This window comes from Paraburkholderia sp. IMGN_8 (assembly GCF_038050405.1).
Taxonomy (GTDB): Bacteria; Pseudomonadota; Gammaproteobacteria; order Burkholderiales; family Burkholderiaceae; genus Paraburkholderia.
Map to the genome: position 1 here is coordinate 3978934 of NZ_CP150901.1, position 20187 is coordinate 3999120.

The 20187-nt window shown below is 60.6% G+C and carries 17 protein-coding genes and 1 pseudogene; 7 read left to right on the top strand and 11 right to left on the bottom strand.

The features are described from left to right. Positions 1-10 precede the first annotated feature (10 nt). From WN982_RS38950 to WN982_RS38970, 5 genes and pseudogenes are all read right to left on the bottom strand, one after another. Positions 11-550 carry a hypothetical protein gene (locus tag WN982_RS38950; RefSeq protein WP_341317269.1) on the bottom strand — a complete coding sequence of 180 codons (540 nt, stop codon included), beginning with the start codon at positions 548-550 and terminating at the stop codon, positions 11-13. Continuing rightward, positions 547-1281, bottom strand: a complete 735-nt coding sequence (locus WN982_RS38955; protein WP_341317270.1) for a methyl-accepting chemotaxis protein — start codon at positions 1279-1281, stop codon at positions 547-549. Before WN982_RS38955 ends, WN982_RS38950 begins: the two co-directional genes overlap by 4 nt. 30 nt (positions 1282-1311) lie before the next feature. Continuing rightward, entirely contained in the window at positions 1312-3699 is a 2388-nt protein-coding gene (locus WN982_RS38960; protein WP_341317271.1) for a HAMP domain-containing protein, read from the bottom strand. A gap of 1231 nt (positions 3700-4930) precedes the next feature. Continuing rightward, a complete protein-coding gene (locus tag WN982_RS38965) occupies positions 4931-5626 on the bottom strand; it encodes a DNA alkylation repair protein (RefSeq protein ID WP_341317272.1) in 696 nt (231 codons plus the stop codon). A gap of 52 nt (positions 5627-5678) precedes the next feature. Then, positions 5679-5915 (bottom strand): annotated as a pseudogene (locus WN982_RS38970) (TolC family protein); the annotation flags it as partial. A gap of 219 nt (positions 5916-6134) precedes the next feature. On the opposite strand from WN982_RS38970, the gene WN982_RS38975 reads away from it, so the two are divergent. The 3 genes from WN982_RS38975 to WN982_RS38985 all read left to right on the top strand — a co-directional run bounded on the left by WN982_RS38975 (position 6135) and on the right by WN982_RS38985 (position 9814). Beyond that, complete coding sequence (locus WN982_RS38975) at positions 6135-6878, top strand: response regulator (RefSeq protein ID WP_341317273.1); 744 nt, start codon at positions 6135-6137, stop codon at positions 6876-6878. Continuing rightward, complete coding sequence (locus tag WN982_RS38980; RefSeq protein ID WP_341317274.1) at positions 6862-8109, top strand: ATP-binding protein; 1248 nt, start codon at positions 6862-6864, stop codon at positions 8107-8109. The genes WN982_RS38975 and WN982_RS38980 overlap by 17 nt, the downstream gene beginning before the upstream one ends. A gap of 910 nt (positions 8110-9019) precedes the next feature. Further along, entirely contained in the window at positions 9020-9814 is a 795-nt protein-coding gene (locus tag WN982_RS38985; RefSeq protein WP_341317275.1) for a YkgJ family cysteine cluster protein, read from the top strand. On the opposite strand, the gene WN982_RS38990 is transcribed toward WN982_RS38985, so the two are convergent. The 3 genes from WN982_RS38990 to WN982_RS39000 all read right to left on the bottom strand — a co-directional run bounded on the left by WN982_RS38990 (position 9811) and on the right by WN982_RS39000 (position 11690). Then, positions 9811-10329, bottom strand: a complete 519-nt coding sequence (locus WN982_RS38990; RefSeq protein WP_341317276.1) for a hypothetical protein — start codon at positions 10327-10329, stop codon at positions 9811-9813. The two genes, WN982_RS38985 and WN982_RS38990, sit on opposite strands and share 4 nt — an antisense overlap. A 211-nt stretch (positions 10330-10540) precedes the next feature. After that, positions 10541-11020, bottom strand: a complete 480-nt coding sequence (locus WN982_RS38995; RefSeq protein ID WP_341317277.1) for a nuclear transport factor 2 family protein — start codon at positions 11018-11020, stop codon at positions 10541-10543. Positions 11021-11033: 13 nt separating this feature from the next. After that, complete coding sequence (locus WN982_RS39000) at positions 11034-11690, bottom strand: TetR/AcrR family transcriptional regulator (protein WP_341317278.1); 657 nt, start codon at positions 11688-11690, stop codon at positions 11034-11036. A 110-nt stretch (positions 11691-11800) separates the two neighbouring features. On the opposite strand from WN982_RS39000, the gene WN982_RS39005 reads away from it, so the two are divergent. Next, positions 11801-12451, top strand: a complete 651-nt coding sequence (locus WN982_RS39005) for a YceI family protein (protein ID WP_341317279.1) — start codon at positions 11801-11803, stop codon at positions 12449-12451. Positions 12452-12507: 56 nt separating this feature from the next. Here WN982_RS39005 and tdh read toward each other — a convergent pair whose 3' ends face one another. Both tdh and WN982_RS39015 read right to left on the bottom strand, forming a co-directional pair. Next, entirely contained in the window at positions 12508-13539 is a 1032-nt protein-coding gene (gene tdh, locus WN982_RS39010) for an L-threonine 3-dehydrogenase (protein WP_341317280.1), read from the bottom strand. Positions 13540-13552: 13 nt separating this feature from the next. Then, complete coding sequence (locus tag WN982_RS39015; RefSeq protein ID WP_341317281.1) at positions 13553-14752, bottom strand: glycine C-acetyltransferase; 1200 nt, start codon at positions 14750-14752, stop codon at positions 13553-13555. A 161-nt stretch (positions 14753-14913) separates the two neighbouring features. Between WN982_RS39015 and WN982_RS39020 the strand changes: the two genes are divergently transcribed. The 3 genes from WN982_RS39020 to WN982_RS39030 all read left to right on the top strand — a co-directional run bounded on the left by WN982_RS39020 (position 14914) and on the right by WN982_RS39030 (position 17195). Then, positions 14914-15552: an XRE family transcriptional regulator gene (locus tag WN982_RS39020; protein WP_341317282.1), complete on the top strand. Its 639-nt coding sequence runs from the start codon at positions 14914-14916 to the stop codon at positions 15550-15552. 105 nt (positions 15553-15657) lie between these two features. Beyond that, positions 15658-16056 carry a DUF2471 domain-containing protein gene (locus WN982_RS39025; protein ID WP_341317283.1) on the top strand — a complete coding sequence of 133 codons (399 nt, stop codon included), beginning with the start codon at positions 15658-15660 and terminating at the stop codon, positions 16054-16056. A gap of 56 nt (positions 16057-16112) precedes the next feature. Next, the gene (locus tag WN982_RS39030) at positions 16113-17195 is read left to right on the top strand and encodes a tyrosine-type recombinase/integrase (protein WP_341317284.1); all 1083 of its coding nucleotides are present in this window, start codon (positions 16113-16115) and stop codon (positions 17193-17195) included. Between the two features lie 73 nt (positions 17196-17268). Here the strand turns inward: WN982_RS39030 and WN982_RS39035 are convergent, their stop codons facing one another. Continuing rightward, the gene (locus WN982_RS39035) at positions 17269-18474 is read right to left on the bottom strand and encodes a DNA-binding protein (protein ID WP_341317285.1); all 1206 of its coding nucleotides are present in this window, start codon (positions 18472-18474) and stop codon (positions 17269-17271) included. Positions 18475-20187 lie beyond the last annotated feature (1713 nt).

The following is a 20187-nucleotide window of genomic DNA, read 5'->3' on the forward strand; positions in this document are numbered from 1 at the left end:
GACATAACGTTCAAAACATCTCCAGCTCGCCGCTGGTCTCTTCGACGGCGCTCGTATCCGCCACGAAGTCGACTGGCGCATCTGCGCAGACGCAAATCGTCGCGGCGAGCTGTACCGAACCGTCGATCGTGATCGAATACGAAGACAGAAAATCCGGTTTCAGTTCCTGCAAATGCGACAGGCAGCGAGCGCTCAGCACGTAAGGCGTCGACATGCCGAGGTCCGGAAAATAGCGCAGCAGTTCGTGATTCATCGCGCCGCAGCACAGGTTGCAGATTTCCAGAAACACTTCCTGGAAAGACCGGTCCGCAGTGTCTTTCAGGAAGTAGTTGCAGGTGCTGTCGTTTTCATCGAACTGAACGATCAGCAGCAGTCTAAACACCATCGACGAGATGGTCAGTACGACGACCTGGGTGTCTCTCGTCGCGCCCATGCCGGCTTGCGCGACCGGCACGATCTCGCACGTATCGCTCGATTGCAGCGGCAAGCGCGCTTGCGCAGCTCTGCGGAAAATGCGTTCGAAGCTTTCCTTCGCGTGGCCGGTGATCACGTCGACACCTGGTTAAGCTTCGCCTGGAACTGATTGGCCAGCGACTCGACGCTGCTCAGCGACGCGGCGATCATCTTGCCGCCCGCCTGGATGTCCTGAAACGTCGAGGTCGTGGTCAGGTCGTTGCGGTGCAGGCTGTCGCGATAGCTCTTCGACAGGTCTTCGGAGCGCGCCGCAAGCGCGCGAACCTCGCTCGCCACCACCGCGAAGCCGCGCCCGGCCGGGCCCGCTCGTGCGGCTTCGATCGAAGCGTTCAGCGAAACGATCACCACGTGCCGGACAATCGACGAAAGCTCCTGATTTTTCGCGTGCATGTCGTGGTTTTGCGTCATCAGCGAAATCATCTGATCGTGCCAACGCTCGAACGTCGCGCCGAGGCTCTTCAGCCGCGCGGCTTCGCTCGCGATCTGTTGCGCGTGATGTGCCCACTGGCCTTTGTCGTCGGTGGCGGCTTGCAATGCCGTGCGCAGATCTTCAGATGCCGCCGATTGCCGCGCCAGTTCCTCGCGCAACTGAGTGAGCGACGCCTCCAGATCTTGCGCGAACTGCTCGCGCTCACGGAGCGTTTCGACATGACCCGCATGCTCGGACAGGAGCGTGTCGATTCGCGCTTCGCTTTCAGCGCGCAATCGTGCGATGGTCTTCCTGCTTTGCAACTTGTGCACGGCGAACGCCAGCAGCGCAGTGATTGCGCCGCCTGCCACCGCTGCCATCAGATACTCTGGAATCACAACCGATCCTTCCGAAAATCCTTGCCCGGCTCACGCCATTGCGTCGAGCCGCAGTTCACCGGCATCGCCGCGTGCTTGCACACCTAACGTATCGACCGCGACGCTGTCCGGCAGACAGACGATCGTCTGGAACTGGCGGAACGATGCGCCCTTGTGATCGTCGGTGAAACGCAGCTCGATGCTGCCGTTTTCGCGCTTAAGAAAATCGCGCACGGCATCCATACCGACACCGCGGCCCGACACTTCCGTGACCGTTTCCGCCGTCGAGAAGCCCGGCCGGAAAATGAAATCGGCGATGGCTTCGTCGCTGAGCGATTCGTCCCGACCGATCCAGCCGCGCTCGGCGGCGATGCCGCGAATCCGTTCGAGCGCGAGACCGCGGCCGTCGTCGCTGAGCGTGATCTGCAACGCGCCCCTGTCCACGCCGACTTCGATATCGATCGTGCCGGCCTGCGTCTTGCCCTGCGCGGTACGCGCCTCGGCGGTTTCGATGCCGTGGTCCATCGAATTGCGCAGCAGATGCATGAACACGTTGTTCAGCGTGCCGCCTGCCTGGCCGCGCAGGCGATAGCCGTTGTCGTCGATGCGCACGTTCGGCGCCTGCTTGCCCAGTTCATGCGCGAGAGACGGCAGCGAGTCGAGCACACCGGACAGCGCGTCGCGCACGCTTTCGCTGCCCAGAGCCCGCAAGGTTCGGCGCACGGCGTCGCGCATCGACTGCAATTCCTGGAGCTCGCTTGCGTTCGCCTTGTCCAGCAGGCTCAGGGTCTGCTGGATGTGTTCCTTCTCGACCATCACATAGCGCCCCGCGTTGCCGGCGTCGTTCACGCGGCCCTTGCCTTTGCGACCGAGACTCTGTTCGTTGATCTTCGCGTAGCTCTCAATGGCCTCGCGCACGCGCGTCAACTCCTGCATCAGATGTTCCTGATCCCACGAACGGTCCGCGTCCGGCTGGCGCAATTCGTCATAGCTCTGCTCGGTTTCGTGGACGACGTTAGTCAGATGCTGGAGGTTGTAGGTCCGTGCGTTGCCCTTGATGGTGTGCATGTTGCGGAACAGCTCGGCGATCGCCGCGTGGTCCGCTTCGGAATGCTTGCGAATAATCCGTTCGTTCTCGCTGACAAACCCAGCAGAGCTTTCGATGAAGTGATGGAACTTTTCTTCGCTGACCGCGAGAATCTCGCCGATCATGTCGAGGCGGCGACGCTGTTCGCTGGCTTCGGCCGCGAGCTTGCGCAACTCGGTGACGTCGCGCACGCACAGCATCAGGCGCACGATGACGTCGTTTTCGTCGGTGATCGCCGACCAGCTCAGGTCGAGAATCTTCACGCGGCCATCGGGCATGCGCTTCGAAATCTCGCCCACCAGCAGATGCTGATTGAAAGCGAAGTTGATGCAGTCTTCGCCGAGGCACGCGTGCGTCGCCGCATCGACTTGCGAGAGGACGTCCGAGCCGAGATCGGTGTCTGAAAATACCAGGTCCATCAGACTGCGGCCGGCGATGTCCTTCGTTTCGAAGATGTCTTCCAGATACGCCGAGTACTCCGCGTGAACCACGGCGCCATCGATGACCGTCAGGATACCCTGCTGCATGTTCTGCAACATCGCCTGAATGTCGGCGGTCTTCTGTTTGAGTTGCGCCGAGCTTTCCTGGATCTTTTCGATCATTCCGTTGAAGGCGACGATCGAGTGGCCGATCTCATCCAACCGGCCCACCGGCACGCGCCGCGTGAAGTCCTGGCTCGAGGCGATCTCGCTCATCATCGCCTGCATGCGGCTGAGCGGGCGAGTGATCTGGCGGTAGAGCAGCGAGCCGATTGAGGTCAGCAGAATGATCGCGATGCCGGTGACGATGGCGATCGCCGTCGTGGTGGTGGCCAATCTTGCGTTCAGCGTGGTGATCGCTTCATCTTTTTCGCGGTTCTTCTCGACGCGCAAGGTTTCGACGATGCCTTCGAGTTCGTCGCGATACTGCGCGACGTTGGCGAACAGATAGGCTTGCGCGAGTTCGTTCTTGCCCGCGGCCTTCATCTTCGCCGTCTCGGCGATTGCGGAGAAGTAGTTTTCCAGGCTGTCGTTGGCTTGCAGCACCAGGCCCTTTTGCGCGTGGCTGGCGGCGTCTTTCGCTTGCAGCGCGAGCGCCTGTTGCAGCGAGACTTTTTTCTTCTTCAGTTCGTCCTGTGCCTGGGCGACCATGTTGTCGTCCGGCGCGTAGACCAGCGTCATTGTGGCGAGTTGCACGTCTTTGACTTGCGACACGAGGTCGGCGGACGCGAGTGCGCTGGGCACGACGCCCTCCGTCACCTGCCGCACTTCGACTGCGCTGCCGCGGGTCTGATAGACGGCGTAGCCGCCGATCGCCGATAGAGCGACGAACATCAAGACAACCAATAACGTGATGCGATGACGGATAGTCATGTGGAACCCCCGGGGGTATGGCCTGGTGCGTCGGCCCTCTCGCGGGGCAGCGCGTTTTTTTGCGAAATCTGGTCATGCGTGCAACGCGTCCGATTATTCCGGACGCATGTTACTGAGCGATGACTAAATGCTAATAAAACAACTTAAAGGTGTGGTTTTGGGGGAAGCCCGATTTGCTAATTTTTTTCTAAAGTTTTTCTCGGGGATGTCGTTATATAAAGCCTATTTAAATTTGGCTTTAATTCGGGGTTGGTGTTTTCTTGTTCTGGTTGCCTGCTCGGCGCTATGGTATGTTCGCCTGCGGTGTTGGTCTTTGCTTTCTTTTTTTGCCTGCGCGGCGCTTTTTGGCTGTGTGCCTATGGCGTTGGCCTTTCCTTGATTTGTTAGTGGTTTATTAGCTTCGCCCCTGTGCGGGGCAGGCACTTACTTTCTTTGCCGCCGCAAAGAAAGTAAGCAAAGAAAGCGGCTTCACACCGCTAATTCTTAAGCGGGTCCCCTGGCTTGGAGGAGGGAGTGGAGCATCTGGAATCAGTGTTCTCGCGCACTCCGCGCTGGTGACAAGGCAGTCATACTTCCGGCGGCGCTGCGCGCGCCGTGGCGGTACTTCATAAAAGCGTCGGGCGCTTTTCGCGCCTGCGGTTGCTCAGGTGTTACGGCTGGTGTTTGCTGCGCCAGCGTAACTCGCGGGTGCGTTTCGTTCGGCACTTTTTCGGTGCCTGCGGTGGCTCGCCCTCATGTCTTCAATGCCTCGCCGAGGTACTAGCGTGTCAGCCGGAGTGGTGGCTCACATCCGCACACTTGGGCGCCTCGCCGAGGCGAAGCCGATGGCACCCAGCAAATCAAAACGAAGCCCCCGGTTTCCCTTGCAGACCGTTCCGGCGAGCACGCAGTGCGAGGCGGGAGGGATGATGCCGGAAGCGCATACGCCCCATCGGTGTTGGGAAGTACCGCTGCGGCGCGCGTAGCGCCGCCGGAAGGATGACTGCCTTGTCACTCACGCCGAATGTGCGAGAACACAGATTCCAGATGCTCCACTACCTCCTCCAAGCCAGGGGACCCGCTTAGGAGTTAGCGGTGTGAAGCCGCTTTCTTTGCTTACTTTCTTTGCGGCGGCAAAGAAAGTAAGTGCCTGCCCCGCACAGGGGCGACGCTAATAGACCACTAAGAAATCAAGGAAAGGCCAACACCGTAGGCACACAGGCATAACACGCCACGCGAGACAACCAACCCGTCAGCGAATCGACGGAAGATGCTTCGCGGCCTCACGCAATGTGAGCGGCGAGATAACGTCTCGCGCGGCAGACAGAAAGTCGCTCACTGCATCAGGCGCATGCCACGCGTAGTCACGCAAGGCCCAACCGATCGCCTTGCGAATGAAGAAGTCAGTTTCCGCCGCCAGCGAGCGGGCATAGCCAAATAGCCGCTCTTCATCGGTATGCTCGCGCCAGCCGAGTTGATGAATCATCGCGATCCGCCGAACCCACAGCGACTCATGTTCGAGCGCCGCATCCATGCAGGCCTGCGCGTGCGGCGCCTGCTCGCGCGCCGCTTTCAGAACGTCGCCAACCACACCAGCCAGCGGATCGACCGAATCCCACCATGCACTGCGTTGAGCTATCGACAGCAAATGCTCGATGTCCGCGAGGCCGAGGGTCTTCCACTTGCGCGCCAGCAGGTCGATGGCAGCGTATTGGTACTCGCGTTGCGGCATGGACCATAAGACGTGCGCGCACGCCAAGAGGTGCTCCGCGCTCTCGACCGGCAGCCGCTTGAAAACCGGCAATATCGCTTGCCGCCGCAGCGGCGTCGGCACGCCGATGAACTCGAAGTGGTTCCGCATGTAAGCGCGCATCGCGAGCGCGCGCTGGGCATCGGCATGCGGGGCGAGTGCCGCCTTGATCTCGTCGCCGAAAGCGTTGGGCGTCATCCCGAATATCCTCACCTTTGAGTTTGAAGTGCGTCGACAGGTAGTATTATTCTCACCACGCGCTCCCGAATATTCTCACCTCTTGGCATTTGGCATCACGCCCATCCACCACCCTGTGCAAGGTCACGAGATTGGCCTGTCGCGACGGCGTATCCAATGTGAGTTGCTGCTGCGCAGTATAGAAGGTGCGCTGCGCATTGAGGAACGTGAGGAAGCTGTCCGTCCCCGCCTTGTAGCGCGCCTGAGCAAGCGTGTAATAGCGCTGCGACGACGCCACCTGTTCGCGATCCGTGCCTGCATCTGATCAAAGTAGGTCACGCGCAGTGAGCTTAAACTCTATCTGAACGGCACCGTCGGCCGTAATAAACTGTAAGCGCCTATAAGAACCCGAAACCGCCACCGCCACGCGATTCGCTATATTCCGGTGTGCGACGGGCGTGGCGGGCGCTATACCTGTCCGCCTTCGGCCGCGCTGTCCGTCAACTATCCTCCTCGATCTGGTCCAGCCATGTCCGACACGCCCATCCAGGTTTTACTGGTCGACGACGACGCCGACTTGCGTGACCTGCTGAGAACATTCTTTCAACAACGCGGCATCGAGATGTCCGTGTTGCACGACGCGAATCACCTCGCGCGACGCCTGGAACGCGAGCGACCTTCGATCATCGTGCTCGATCTGATGATGCCGGGCGTCGATGGACTCAGCGCGCTCAGGCAATTGCGCGCGAGCGGTGACACGATTCCCGTCATCATGCTGACCGCGCGCGCAGACGGCGTGGACCGCGTGATCGGTCTGGAACTCGGCGCCGACGACTATCTCGGCAAACCGTTCATGCCGCAGGAACTGCTCGCGCGCATTCATGCGGTGCTGCGCCGTCATGCTCAACCGTCGGCGTCGTCGGCGGCGGCACCGGTCGAACGGCGCGAGGCGCTGCGCTTCGGCCGCTTCCGGCTCGATTTCGCGACCCGCACACTGTTTCGCGATGACGAGCCGCTCAAACTGACCGGCAGCGAATATGCGCTGCTCGAAGTGCTCGCCCAGCATCCCATGGAAACGCTGTCGCGCTCTAAGCTCGTCGATCTGCTGCACGGCCCGCACGCGGAAGTGACCGAACGCGGTATCGATGTGCCGGTGTGGCGCCTGCGCCGGCTGCTCGAAGACGATCCGGCCAACCCGCGCCGGATCCAGACAATACGCGGCATCGGCTACATGTTCGTGCCCGGCGATAGTGACAATGAAGAATCCGTTTAACACGCTGTTCGGCCGGCTCTCGCTCATGACGGTGAGCCTGATCGTGCTGGTGCACCTCACCGCATTGTTCCTCGTGGACCGGGAACGCGGCCATATCGACGCCGATCACGCGCAACGCGCCGTGCTTCTCGCGGTACAAGCCGAACACGATGGCATGCTCGCCGCATCCCACGTCACACAGACGCTCGGCGTGTCCTATGTGAGCGCGCGCGACGCGATCCAGTCAGGCTGTCCCGCGCCTTGCCAGAACACCTTTGGCCCGTTCGAGCGCGACTTGCGCGGCCGGCTTCCGGCAGGTAGCCAGGTCGTGGCCGACGGTGACAGCGGCACGGTCTGGGTACGTGATGCGGGCAATCCGGATTGGCTCAGAATGCAAAATTCGATGCTGCCGGTGCGCCGTTTTTTCGGCGCATCGGCGACGATGCTGGTGATGGCGGTCATCGTCGCGTTGCTCGGCGCGTGGCAACTGCAACGGCCATTGCACCGGCTGGCTCACGCGGCGCGCGAATTCCGGGTCGGCCATCGCGCGCCCGTGGTGCAGGCGAGCGGCCCGCGCGAGGTGAAGCAACTAATCGGCGACTTCAACCAGATGGTGCATGAACTCGCGCAAGCCGAGCAGGAACGCGCGGTAATGCTGGCCGGCGTGGCGCACGATCTGCGTGCGCCAATTACACGGATGCAGGTGCGTGCGGATCTGCTACCCGACGAAGCAAACCGCCGCGGTTTTCTGCGCGATGCGGAGTCGTTGTCGCGGATCGTCACGCAGTTTCTCGACTTCGCCCGCGAGACAGCCGATACGTCGCCAAGCACCAATGTCGACGCTCACTGCCGCCGGCATTACGGCGACAGTCTCGCGGACGACGCGCTCGTGCGCCTCGATCTGCAGGCCGGCGACGGCTTTGGCCTGCCGCTCGTCGATCTCGACCGGATTCTTTCCAATCTGATCGAGAACGCACTCACCTACGGCGAACCGCCTGTGGAAATCTCGACGTCCAGACGCAACGGTCAATACACGCTCGAGGTCCGCGATCACGGCGGCGGCATTCCCAGCGATCAACTCGAGCGCGCGCTGCAGCCGTTCGTGCGGCTCGATGAAGCGCGTAGCGGCGATGCTCACTGCGGACTGGGCCTCGCGATCGTGCGGCGCCTCGTGCGGTATAACGGCGGCGTTTTTCATGCCGGTAACGCAACCGATGGCGGTTTCGTCGTATCGCTTAAGTTTCCTGATTAGCCCTGGGCGGCGTTTCCAGGAACGACGATTGCGCCATGCGGCCCGCCGCCACCGGGGCCACCCCCGCCTGGCCCGCCGCCACCCGGGCCGCCACCGCCCCAACCCGGGGGCGGTCCCCACCAGCATCCGCTCAAGGTTGCGGTCAGGGCGGCCAACGCCGCGATTGCCAACAGCTTTTTCATGCCTTCTCCTTCGATGGATCAATGGTCACCTCGCGTCGCCGCTCGGGTGGCGACGCCATGTGTCATCCGCAACTTATCAATCAGCGAAGGATCATGTTTTACGAAGCCGTTACAACCACCGCAAAGTCGGCTCGCTCGTGCGATGCCGGCCTGCCGTCCGTATGCCCGCGGCATGCACTCCACGCGGGCTTCGCGGCGTCACGTGGCGCAAGGTGACGCGTTCACGCTTTGTTTATATATGGAAGAGGAAGTAAGGAGATCGACGGTTTCGCCCCTGAATTGCGTTGCTTCGTTTCAGGGTGAGGTTTCGAACGCTCGATGCATCACCGTCGGCGGATATGGGGTGGACTTCCTGGAAATCCTCACCTTATTGCCTCGTCGCGCTTGCGGTGGATCTTCCTCACCTCCTGGAATGGCTCACCTTTGCGGGTCATCTCCTGGAACTCCTCACCTTGACGTGTCTTTCTGCACTTCAAGGGTGCCGTTTAGCTCCTGGAACGGCTCACCTCTCGCCGATTCGGCTCTATCTCCTGGAATTCCTCACCTTCCCCCTTGCGCTAACGTCTTATCCACCGCCAGAAAATTTATTGCCCGCCCCCTGTAAGAATCGCGCCTATGCTCCGACTAAGTCCAATGCCCTGTCTTATGGCGATAGCTCGTTCGTTTCCAGGCTATCAATACAAAAGCGGGCGCAATTGGATGGCCCAAAGGGCAGAGGAGCTTGACGAATGGATATCGACTTCGACTGCACAATGTGCGGCAAGTGTTGTCACAACCTTCGGTTACCGTTGACGGTGCCTGAAGCCATCACCTGGCTAAGACGAGGTCACCAAACTCAGCTATTTCTCGAAGCTATCCCGTGGCCCGAGGAGCCGCCAGAAGATAACTTGATAGCGGCGCACAAGCGCCGGCGCTCGTTTCCAGCCTCGAGCGGTTCTCTACCTATACGGGTCGTGGCGGTGATTGTCGCCGCGTTTGACGGTCCGTGTCCGAACCTCAAGGAGGATATGCGGTGCGGCGTTTACGGAAGCCGACCGCTGGTGTGCCGTATCTATCCGGCGGAGATTAACCCATTCATTCCTTTGAACCCGGAGCAGAAAGCGTGTCCGCCCGAAGCATGGACACAGGCCACCACACCGCTACTTAGGCAAGGAAACATCGTCGATGCGCAAATCGCAGCGTTGATCGCGGAGTCGCGCAACACAGATGCTGCCGACGTTGACGCAAAGGCCGCTCTTTGCGAGGCACTCGGAATCGCAAGCGTTGCGCTGAGCAATGAAGGCTTCGTTGTCTACACGCCGGACCCATCCGCTCTGTTGAGCGCCCTGGAATCGGCGCAAGCGGCCATCACGTCAGTACGACCACAGTCATGGCAATTTGTATCAAATCGAAGCGCGACCGTCGACGCGTTACGTTCTGTCGATGCGGTCGCGTCGGAGAGGTCAGCGTGGGAAACAGAATCAGCCGAATTTTTAGGCTTTTTCCCAGACGAAGTTATAGGAAATTCCGGCTCAAACGCCTAGAACTTCACCTTCACCTGAAACCCGATCGTGAAAGGAAGATGGTCCGAAGGAATCGGCGGAATCACAATGAAGTTCGCCCCGACGCGCTTGTATTCGACCATCACGATCGGCGCGACCACGGGCCCGATCGTATGGTCGCGACCCAGGCCCCAGTTGCCGTAGTTGTAGCCCGAGATGATCCCGCCGATCGCCGCGATCCGGACGATACCCCAGTGCGCGAAGTCAGGCGACCAGACCCCGCCACCGTAGTACGAAGGGCGCCGCAGCGAGTTGCGAAAGCCGCCGGCGGTCAGCGCCCATTGGTTGTTGAGCCAGCATTCGACGCCCAGACCTGGGTTGAACTGTTCGAAATGGGTGTTGGGGTCGGGGTTGATGTGATACGAGCCGAGCATCATGTCACCCCAAATGCCGCCCTTGCACCAGTCGCCCGCATGCGCCGCGGACGCTGCGGCGAGGCTCGCGATGAGCGCCACGGCGGTGCGTCGGATATTTCTTTTTATCTGCCGAAAATGCATGTCCTCTCCGTCACCGGTCGAGCGCCGGTGTCATTCACGTTTTGGGTATTCCTGCTTGCCGTCCGTCGCGCACTGTACCTCAACCCGCACACGCGATGCGGAGGACACGCTCGGGCGCTCGGGCACAGGACGTGCCCCGCGGCGCAGGCACAACAATAACGGAGAACCGGGACAGAGCGGTGAACGCACGGCGGGCGTTCACCTCGAGGGTTTAGAGCCCGAGATCGGAGAGGCCCGGATGATCGTCGGGACGGCGCCCCAGCGGCCAATGATACAAACGGTCGGCTTCACGGATCGGCATATCGTTGATGCTCGCATGACGGTGCGCCATCAACCCGCGCTCGTCGAATTCCCAGTTTTCGTTGCCGTAAGAACGGAACCAGTTGTTCGAATCGTCATGCCATTCGTAAGCAAAGCGCACGGCGATGCGATTATCGGTGAACGCCCATAGCTCCTTGATCAGCCGATAGTCGAGCTCCTTGGCCCATTTACGGCGCAACAGTCCGACGATCTCCGCGCGGCCACGTGTGAACTCGGCGCGGTTGCGCCACACGCTGTCCGGCGTGTAGGCGAGCGACACGCGCTCGGGGTCGCGGGTATTCCAGCCGTCTTCCGCGGCGCGCACTTTCTGGATCGCGGTTTCGCGCGTGAACGGTGGCAGCGGTGGGCGGGTTTCGATCGGGTCGGCCATGATGGCTCCTCAGTCAGGTTGCGGTCCGCCGGGATGGCGGCCGGTTGTGTGCAAATTTTCCTGTGGATTCGGTGTCGAGCAATGCTTCGGCTGCGGCGCGCGCATCGAGCGCGGCATCGGGCTCGCCGCTCACCAGCGCGACGGCGATTGCGCCGTCGAGCAGGATCAACCATTGGCGCGACAAGCGCGCGGCGCGGCGACCGTCCATGCCGGATTCCAACGCGTATTCATCGCACTGCGTTCGCACGAAGGCCAACAGACGTTCCTTGTGCTCGCGCGCGACGATTCGAATCGGATCGTCCGCGGCGCCAATCTCGCCGGCCGCGTTCAGAAACGCGCAGCCGTGAAAATCCGCCGACGCAAACCATTCGCGCAGCACCTCGAACATGCCGAGCAGGCGTTTGCGCGCGTTCTTGCCGTGCCGCTGCGTGCCGGCGACGAACCAGTTCATCCAGCGTTCGTCGCGTCGTTCAAGCGCGGCGACCACCAGCGCATCTTTCGATTCGAAATGCGTGTAGAAGCTTTTGCGCGCGGTGCCGGACTGCTTGACGATGGCGTCCACGCCGGTTGCATGGATGCCGCCGGCGTAAATCAATGCTTCAGCGGCATCGAGCAGCCGTTCGCGCGCACTGCCCGGCGCGAGAGATTCAGTTTCAGTTTGCGTAGCCATGTACGGATGGTAGAACGATCATTCTCCTCCGTCAAGTTTCCGCGTGCTTTTTGCGGATTGAGTACGCTAGCTGCTATCGTGACGACGATCGGTCAACCGGGACGAACTTCATGAGCACATCTACTGTCCGCGCAACGTTCATGCGCGCGTTGCTCAGCGCAGTACTGCTGACGTCGACGGCCTGCACGCCGCTGCAGGTACTCACGCATTCGGTCAGCCAGAACGAGGCGCGGGTGCCGGTGGGCCACTACGAACTCGATCCGGACCATTGCAGCATTACCTTCGATGTCGATCACTTCAAGTATTCGCGCTTCACGATGCGCTTCGATCGCAAGCAGGCGCAACTCGACTGGAACGAAGGCGGTCTGGATAAAAGTACAGTAGCCGTGACAATCGACGCGGCGAGCATCGATACGAATGTGCCGATACTCGACAAGATGGTGAAAAGCGAAAGCATGCTCGACGTGTCGCGCTATCCGCAGTTGCGTTTTGTCAGCACGCGCTTTGAGCGCACTGGCGAATCGCGCGGCACCTTGACCGGCGATCTGACGATTCGCGACGTCACGCAGGCGGTCACGCTGGAGGTGACCTTTAACGGCTTCGCACCCGATCCGCTCACGAAAAAAGACACGCTCGGCTTTTCCGCGGACGGTCATTTCAGCCGCGCGAAGTTCGGTCTGTCGACGTGGTATCCGGCCGTCGGCGACGATATCCATGTGCGCATCCAGGCCGAGTTCGTGAAAACGCCCGCAGGCGCTTGAGCGCGCTGCGGGCGTTTCATTCGGAGTGCTGCGGTTTGGCGCGTCGTTGTTTCAGATCACGCGGCGGTCCAGTCGAGAATCACCTTGCCGCTTTCGCCCGACAGCATCGTGGCAAACGCCTGTTGATAATCGTCGACCTTGAAATGGTGGGTGAGGATCGGCGACAGATCCAGGCCGCTTTGCAGCATCGCCACCATCTTGTACCAGGTTTCGAACATCTCGCGGCCATAAATGCCCTTGATTTCGAGGCCCTTGAAGATCACCTGGGTCCAGTCGATCGCGGTTTGCGCCGGAGGAATGCCGAGCAGCGCGATCTTGCCGCCGTGGTTCATCGCTTCGAGCATGCTGGTGAAAGCGCTTGGCACGCCAGACATTTCCAGCCCTACATCGAAGCCTTCGGTCATGTGCAAATCGGCCATCACGTCGCGCAGCGTTTCGCGCGATACGTTCACAGCACGTGTTGCGCCCATTTTGCGCGCGAGTTCGAGCCGGTAGTCGTTAACGTCGGTAATCACAACGTTGCGCGCGCCCACGTGTTTTGCAATCGCGACTGCCATGATGCCGATCGGCCCAGCGCCGGTAATCAACACGTCCTCGCCGACCAGGTTGAACGACAGCGCGGTATGCGTGGCGTTGCCGAACGGGTCGAAGATCGCGGCGAGATCGTCGGAAATCTCCGGCGGAATCTTGAACGCGTTGAAGGCGGGAATCACCAGATACTCGGCGAACGCGCCTTCCCGATTCACGCCTACACCCACCGTGTTGCGGCATAGATGCCGGCGACCCGCGCGACAGTTGCGACAGAAACCGCAGGTGATATGCCCTTCGCCCGACACGCGATCGCCGATCTCGAAGCCGCGCACTTCCTGGCCCATTTCGACGATCTCGCCGACGTATTCGTGGCCGACGTGCATCGGTACCGGAATCGTCTTTTGCGCCCAGTCGTCCCATTTCCAGATGTGGATGTCGGTGCCGCAAATCGCGGTGCGCGTGATGCGGATCATTACGTCGTTGTGGCCGACTTCGGGTTTCTTGACGTCCGTGAGCGTGAGGCCCGGTGCGCGTTCGAGTTTTGCCAATGCTTTCATATGCGCCTCCGCTTCAGATAATGCCGAGTTGACGGCCGACGCGCGCGAATGCATCCACGGCGCGGTCGATCTGTTCGGGCGTGTGCGCGGCGCTCATCTGCGTGCGGATGCGCGCGCGGCCTTTCGGCACCACCGGGAACGAGAAGCCGATCACGTAGACGCCTTCCTTCAACAACGCGTCAGCCATGTTCGACGCGAGTTGCGCGTCGCCGAGCATGACCGGAATGATCGGATGTTCGCCCGGCACGAGCGTGAAGCCGAGCGCGCTCATCGCGCGGCGGAAGTGCGCGCCGTTTTCGCGCACGCGTGCGCGCAGTTGCGCGCCTTCGTCGCTCGCCAGCAATTCGAGTACTTTCAGCGATGCGGCGGCAATGCTCGGCGTCAGCGTGTTCGAGAACAGATAAGGACGCGAGCGTTGGCGCAGCAAATCGATAACCTCCTGGCGCGCGGCGACATAGCCGCCCGATGCGCCGCCCAGCGCTTTGCCGAGCGTGCCGGTAATGATGTCGACGCGCGACAGCACGCCGCAATGTTCCGGCGTGCCGCGCCCACGTTCGCCGACAAAGCCGACCGCATGCGAGTCGTCGACCATCACCAGCGCGCCGTAACGGTCGGCGAGATCGCAGATGCCCGCGAGGTCGGCGATGATGCCGTCCATCGAGAACACGCCGTCAGTGGCGATCAGTTTGAAGCGCGCGCCGGCCGCGTCGGCTTCTTTCAGTTTTGCTTCGAGATCGGCGAGGTCGTTGTTCTTGTAGCGAAAGCGCTTCGCCTTGGACAGCCGCACGCCGTCGATGATGCTGGCGTGATTCAGCTCGTCGCTGATGATCGCGTCGGATTCGTCCAGCAGCGTTTCGAACAGGCCGCCGTTCGCATCGAAACAACTCGAGTAGAGGATGCAGTCGTCTGTTTGCAGGAAGGCGGCCAGCGCTTTTTCGAGTTCCTTGTGCACGGTCTGCGTGCCGCAAATGAAGCGCACCGATGCCATGCCGAAACCGTCTTTGTCCAACCCTTGCTTGGCGGCCTCGATCAGGCGTTCGTCATTGGCGAGGCCCAGATAGTTGTTCGCGCAGAAATTCAGCACGTCGGCGCCATTCGCGAGACGGACGTCGGCCGACTGCGGGCTCGCGATCACGCGCTCACTCTTGTAAAAACCGTCGGCGCGGATCTGCTCGAGGGTGCCGCGCAGATGGGCGAGGTAAAGGTCACGCATGAAGCAGGCTCCTGAAAAGGTACTGGCACCCGCGGCCAGTATGTTCGGCATTTGCGGCCACGGGGCGGCCTGTTATAGTCAGCCGTCAGTTTTATCGGATATTTTCGTTTTTTCGAACTAAAATCCGGTATATCGAACAACTCTAAACGATAGGTCCGTAAATGGCAAGTTCGGGGACCCGCCGCGCCGCAGTCAAGGCCGCACCCAGCGCGACACCCACTTCAGGCTCGACCTCGGTCCCGGCGATCGCGGCGCCGCCTCGCGTCGGCGAGCAGATTCAGCGCTTGCGCGCCGAACGGCGCATGACGCTCGACGACTTGTCGCGCGCGGCCGGCGTGTCGAAATCCATGCTATCGGAAATCGAGCGCGACAAGGCGAATCCGACGATTGCGGTGGCCTGGCGCCTGACGAACGCACTCGGCGTCAGTCTCGATTCGCTGTTCGCGCCGCAAAAAGCGCCCGAGGCGATCGCCGTGTCCGGTCCGCACGAGATTCCGACCTTGAGCGGACACGACGCAAAGTATCAGCTGCGCGTGTGGGGGCCGATCGAGTTGGCCGGCAAGTTCGAGTGGTACGAACTGACGTTGCAGGCGGGTGGGGCGCTGGTGTCGAACGCGCACGAACCCGGCACGCGCGAGCATCTGACCGTTCTGCAAGGATCGATCGAAGTCGAGGCGGCCGGCGCGACGAAACGGCTGAAGGCAGCGGACACGGCGCGCTACGTCGCCGACGAGCCGCACGCGATCCGCAACGCCGGCAAAGGTGAGGCGAAAGCGCTGCTAGTGGTGATCCACGGCTGAGCGCCGGGCGCACCGTTACTAGCCGTTGACGGAATTGGCTGTTCGGCCGAGGTTGCGCGAGGCACTGTATATTTGTACAGTACAGGGTATCGACTGGAGCCGATAATGAACGACCTGACGACCGACCATGCCGACCATGATCTGGCCGCGCTGCGCTTTCAAACCGCGGCGCGCGACCTCGAACACATCGTGCGCAATATCGCCGCGCGCTACATCGTGCAGCAGGTGCCGCTTACGTGGCGGTTGCTGCACGCGATCGAAGCCGAGGCCTTGGCGGATCTCGGGTTTGCCAGCCGTCATGACGCGCTGATGCTGGGCTTGTTTCAACGGCCGTCCGACTTGCCTTACCCCGAAACGGACGAGGCGGTGGATTTCGGCACGTCGACCGCGTTGCCCGCGGTGTTCGCGTTTGCTGTGTCGGCCTATGAAGAGGCGTCACGGCGTGTCGCGCATGCCGTTTCCAATGATTCTTCGCCGAAACGGGCGCGAGCATGGGGCGGCTAAGCTTTATTTTCAGCGGTTGCGACCTACAATATGCGCAACTAACGGAAAGATAGCCTATGTCACCTCCCCATCTGTCTGACCCGATCGAACGCCCAGCGCCGTCTACTGATCTCTTCGATCAGGAACGCGAGGATTGGCGCCGCGACCCGCAAATCGCCTTCGACGCGTGGCTCGCCAAACAGCATTTCAGGCGTTCCTCCGCCGAGGTCTATCAAGCGCAATGGGGATCGTTCCTCGATTGGCTTGCGTTTCGCCAGAAGAGTCTCATTACAGTCGACGCGCAGACGATTGCCGAATTCGTCGCCGGCCTGGCGATTAAAAAGACGCAGCGTGTCCGATATCTGCGCCTGATTGAACGAGTGCTGGATCATGTTCGCGAGATCGAATCGGCTTCCACCAATCCAGCACGCTTCATTGCTCAAGACGGTGAAGCCGCGTGGCGAAACGCGCGCGATAACGAGCCAACCGGTTTTCTCAGCCATCCTGAACGCGCCGCGCTGATCGCACACCTGTTTTCGCCTTTGACGGCTTTGTCCGCCGCGCAGCGCTGGAGAGAGCGGCGCGATCGCGCGTTGATTGCGGTATTTCTCGGCGGCGGACTGAAAACGGGCGAAGCGGCGGCGCTAACGGTTAGTTGCGTGAACGTGGGCTCCCCGTGGGTGACGATCGAGTCGGCTAATCCGATGCTGACACGCCGTACCCGGCTTGCGCCGTTCGCGGTGGCGATTCTCGATGCATGGCTGGCCGAGCGGCGGCTTTCCGAACTGGCCGGCAACCTTGTCTTTCCCGCTTCGCCTTCGGGACGGCCGATGCATAAGGCGACCATGTTACGAGCAGTCGACGCGCTAATCGACACTGCCGGAATTGCCGCGTCCAGGGCATCACGCGCAAGTCCGCAAACATTGCGCAATACTTTCGCCGCGGATCTGTTCGAAAGCGGGGTTGAGGCTGAACTGGTCGGACAATGGCTGGGATTTGTCCAGGCGGTATCCGTGAATCGTTTGTATCGAGCGTGGCAGACATGGGCGGAACAGCAGGATTCGCCGGCAGTCGACGAACCGGATCCTGCCGCCCCGCCATTGCCAGTGCCTAGGCGTGACGGGCGTTTGACGAGGAAAGCGGGGCCGGGCGAGTCCTGAAAATCCTCACTTTCGAGGTCCCGAATTTCCTCACCTTTGGCAATTTATCCGCTATCGCTACCGCGTCGAACCATCACGCCGATGCGGAAATCGATCCCTTCGACAAAAACCGGCTGACCGCCTCCAGGCGCGACTCGCCGGGTCCCGACGAGTGATCGCATTCCGGACACTGCAATTCAAAGCGGTGATCCACCTGCGATAGCTCGGGCTCACCTTCTTCGCATTTCGGACATCGCTGCGGCAGCGTGACATGGCCGTCGGCCGCGGTACCGATCACCGTCAGTTCGTCGTTCGTCAGCCGGCCGGCTTCGACCAGCGTGCACAGCAGCCTTGCAACCGCCGGATCGATACCTTGCTGGCCGCGCAACTCGGCGACTTCCTTCGTCAAAACATCCAGTTCGTCGGACTGCTCGCGCAATTGCGCGTCCAGCCGATCGCCGCGCGCCTTGGCCGAGGCAATTTGCTGAATGAAATCGAACTCCTTGCGACTCGCGTCGCGTACCCCTGACTGATAGGTGGTGGCCATGCTGCGCAAGGAATCCAGTTCGACCAACATCGGCTTGACGCGCCGCTCAGCCTCAGCGACCGCGTCTTTGATCTGTTGCGCATAGTGTTCCGTGCCCTGGCGCAATTCGACATGCAACGCGTCGATCCGGTCGCGAAGCGTGGCATTGGTCGACTGCTCAGTGTCCAGGCGCTGGCGAAGTGCTTCGTTTTCACGGTCGAGTCGCTGCACCGTTGCCTGTAAGCCTTCCTGATGGGCAGTGCCATGTGTGGTGACACTGGATAACTCGGCTTCGAGCGCGCGAACCCGCTCCCACGCGACTTCCGCTCGCAGTTCGCTGCGTTTGACGGCTTCTTCCGACGCGTCCCGGCGGATTTCCGCTTCTCGTGTGCGCTGGTCGGCGGCGGCAATCTGCGCGCGAATTTCCTCGCGCTCCCCGTCGAGCGTTGAACGGGCATGCACGACGGCTTCTTCGAAGAGTGCTCCCAATAGTTCACCGGCCCGGTCTTCCAGCGCTTTTGGAATAGCACCGGCGCCGACTTTTACTCGCGACACATTTCTGATGCGTTCCCAGAAGTTGTCAATGTCCTTTGGAATGTCGCTCGCGCTGCCTGTTTGGGTCAGGTCGCGAACGGCGGCCATCGACGGACGGATTCCAAGATCAAAAAAAAGCCGCTTGCAGGCGTGGAGCGACAGTTCCTGGCGTCGCGCGCCGTTCGCTCGCATCGATTCAAGCTCGTCACGTATGGCTTGACGTTCTTTGTCCAGATTCATTTACACCTCGATGTTGCTCGAATTGGATGAATCATAACAATTTACGTATTGTTTGCTACGTATTTATGTGTGTCGGTTAAGGTTTGATGAATTAGGCGGGTTTATCGGTACAAGTAGACCAATGGATCGGAGCAGCGCTTCTTTTTCCGTGAAACAAAACGAAGAGTAGCCAATAAAGCCTTGTAAAGAAAGAAGTTTTTCGCTGTGTTCACTGATCGCGCACTGTTTCACGAACGCTCGATGATGGCTAGGTGGTGGGGAGGGTCTTGTCCGAAGGACGCGCGGGGAAAATTCTAGAGAGTAATAAAAGTAAACACCTTTGAACCCATGTTAAAAACGTTAACGCCATCGCAGAGCCTTGCCTGGCAAGGCTTCCAGCCCGGTAAGGTGAAGCTTTACGGGAGAGGTGGTGAGGTCCTGCGGGAGTATTGAGTGATGGGGTTCGGGGACGTCGGTGAGTGGGTCCGGGACAGAACGTGAGCGGGTTCAGGAGCCGCTGCAAAAGTGAGGCTTAGCCAAAGGTGAGGTTTTGCGGGACCTGACGGGCGCAGATCGCCCGGCAGCGCTCGAAAGTGCGTTTAGAGCACGGCCCTGCTGGAGGTGAGCGCTTTCAGGACCGCTCTGGACCCTATTTTTTGGCCTTATTTTGGGCTCCCAAACCCCATTGGTGAGTCAAGACGGGACTGAACGCGAACCGCAGGTGAGATTTTACGGGAACAAGGTGCCATTTTTGCCTTAAATCTAGGCACTCAGGCCGCTAAGGTGAGTGTTTGCGGGAGGCGTGCTGCGTTTTGGGCGAAATTCGGCTGATACCGGTATCGGAATTGACGGTGACCTTTTGACAAAGGTGAGCAAATTCGGGAGATAAGGGGCGGGTCGATCCGCGCGTCAATAATTGGCCTATTTTTGGCCAAAGGTGAGGCTTTTCGGGATGACTTTTAGGTGCTGCCGATCGTTGAGGTGAGGAAATACGGGACCAAAGTCGTCATCGCCCGCCGGAAATGCCCTGCAGGCGCTGTCGGACGCAGTCTGGTTCAGCTGCTGCGGAATTCGAATGGTGAGGTTTTTCGGGACCTTTGGGGGCGCGCTCAGGAATCGCTGGATTCACGGAAAAACTGCGGAAGGTGAGGAAATTCGGGAGTGGATGACTGCGTTATCGACCAAAGTGATTTGGTAAGTGCATGAATATATGGAGAAATTTGTCCTCTCTCGGCAAGGGTGAGGTTTTTCGGGAGGTGCTTGCCATGCTATGCGCAAGCACGAGTCGCACTCAATGGTGAGGCTTTTCGGGAGTATTTATCGGTGGTTTTTTGGACTACCAGGCCCGAAGGCCGCGTCAATTCAAGCGCTGAATAGGCTGAAAGGTGAGCTTTTTCGGGTGAGTTTGTCGTGCGTTGACTCGCAAGCATCGGTAAGTTGAGATGCTTGCTTGGCATTTAGTCGCCCTTCACTCGATGTAGGCATGCCACGGTATGTGCCGCCGGGGTCCTCTGCGCCACCGTCGGTCTATGCGGCGCGAGGGCATGTAGCCGTACGCTGCGTGTCTCCATTCGGAGCAGCATGGGTGCGCCGGCTGATTGGGTGGATGCCGGATTGGGAGGCCGCTCCGACGGCGCCGATGCGGCGTGGGACCTCAGGAGGGGGTTTGCGGGCGTGGGGCGCATGCCGTTCAGCCCGCTTCGGGCGGTACGAGACAACGGGCCCCGCCCACTG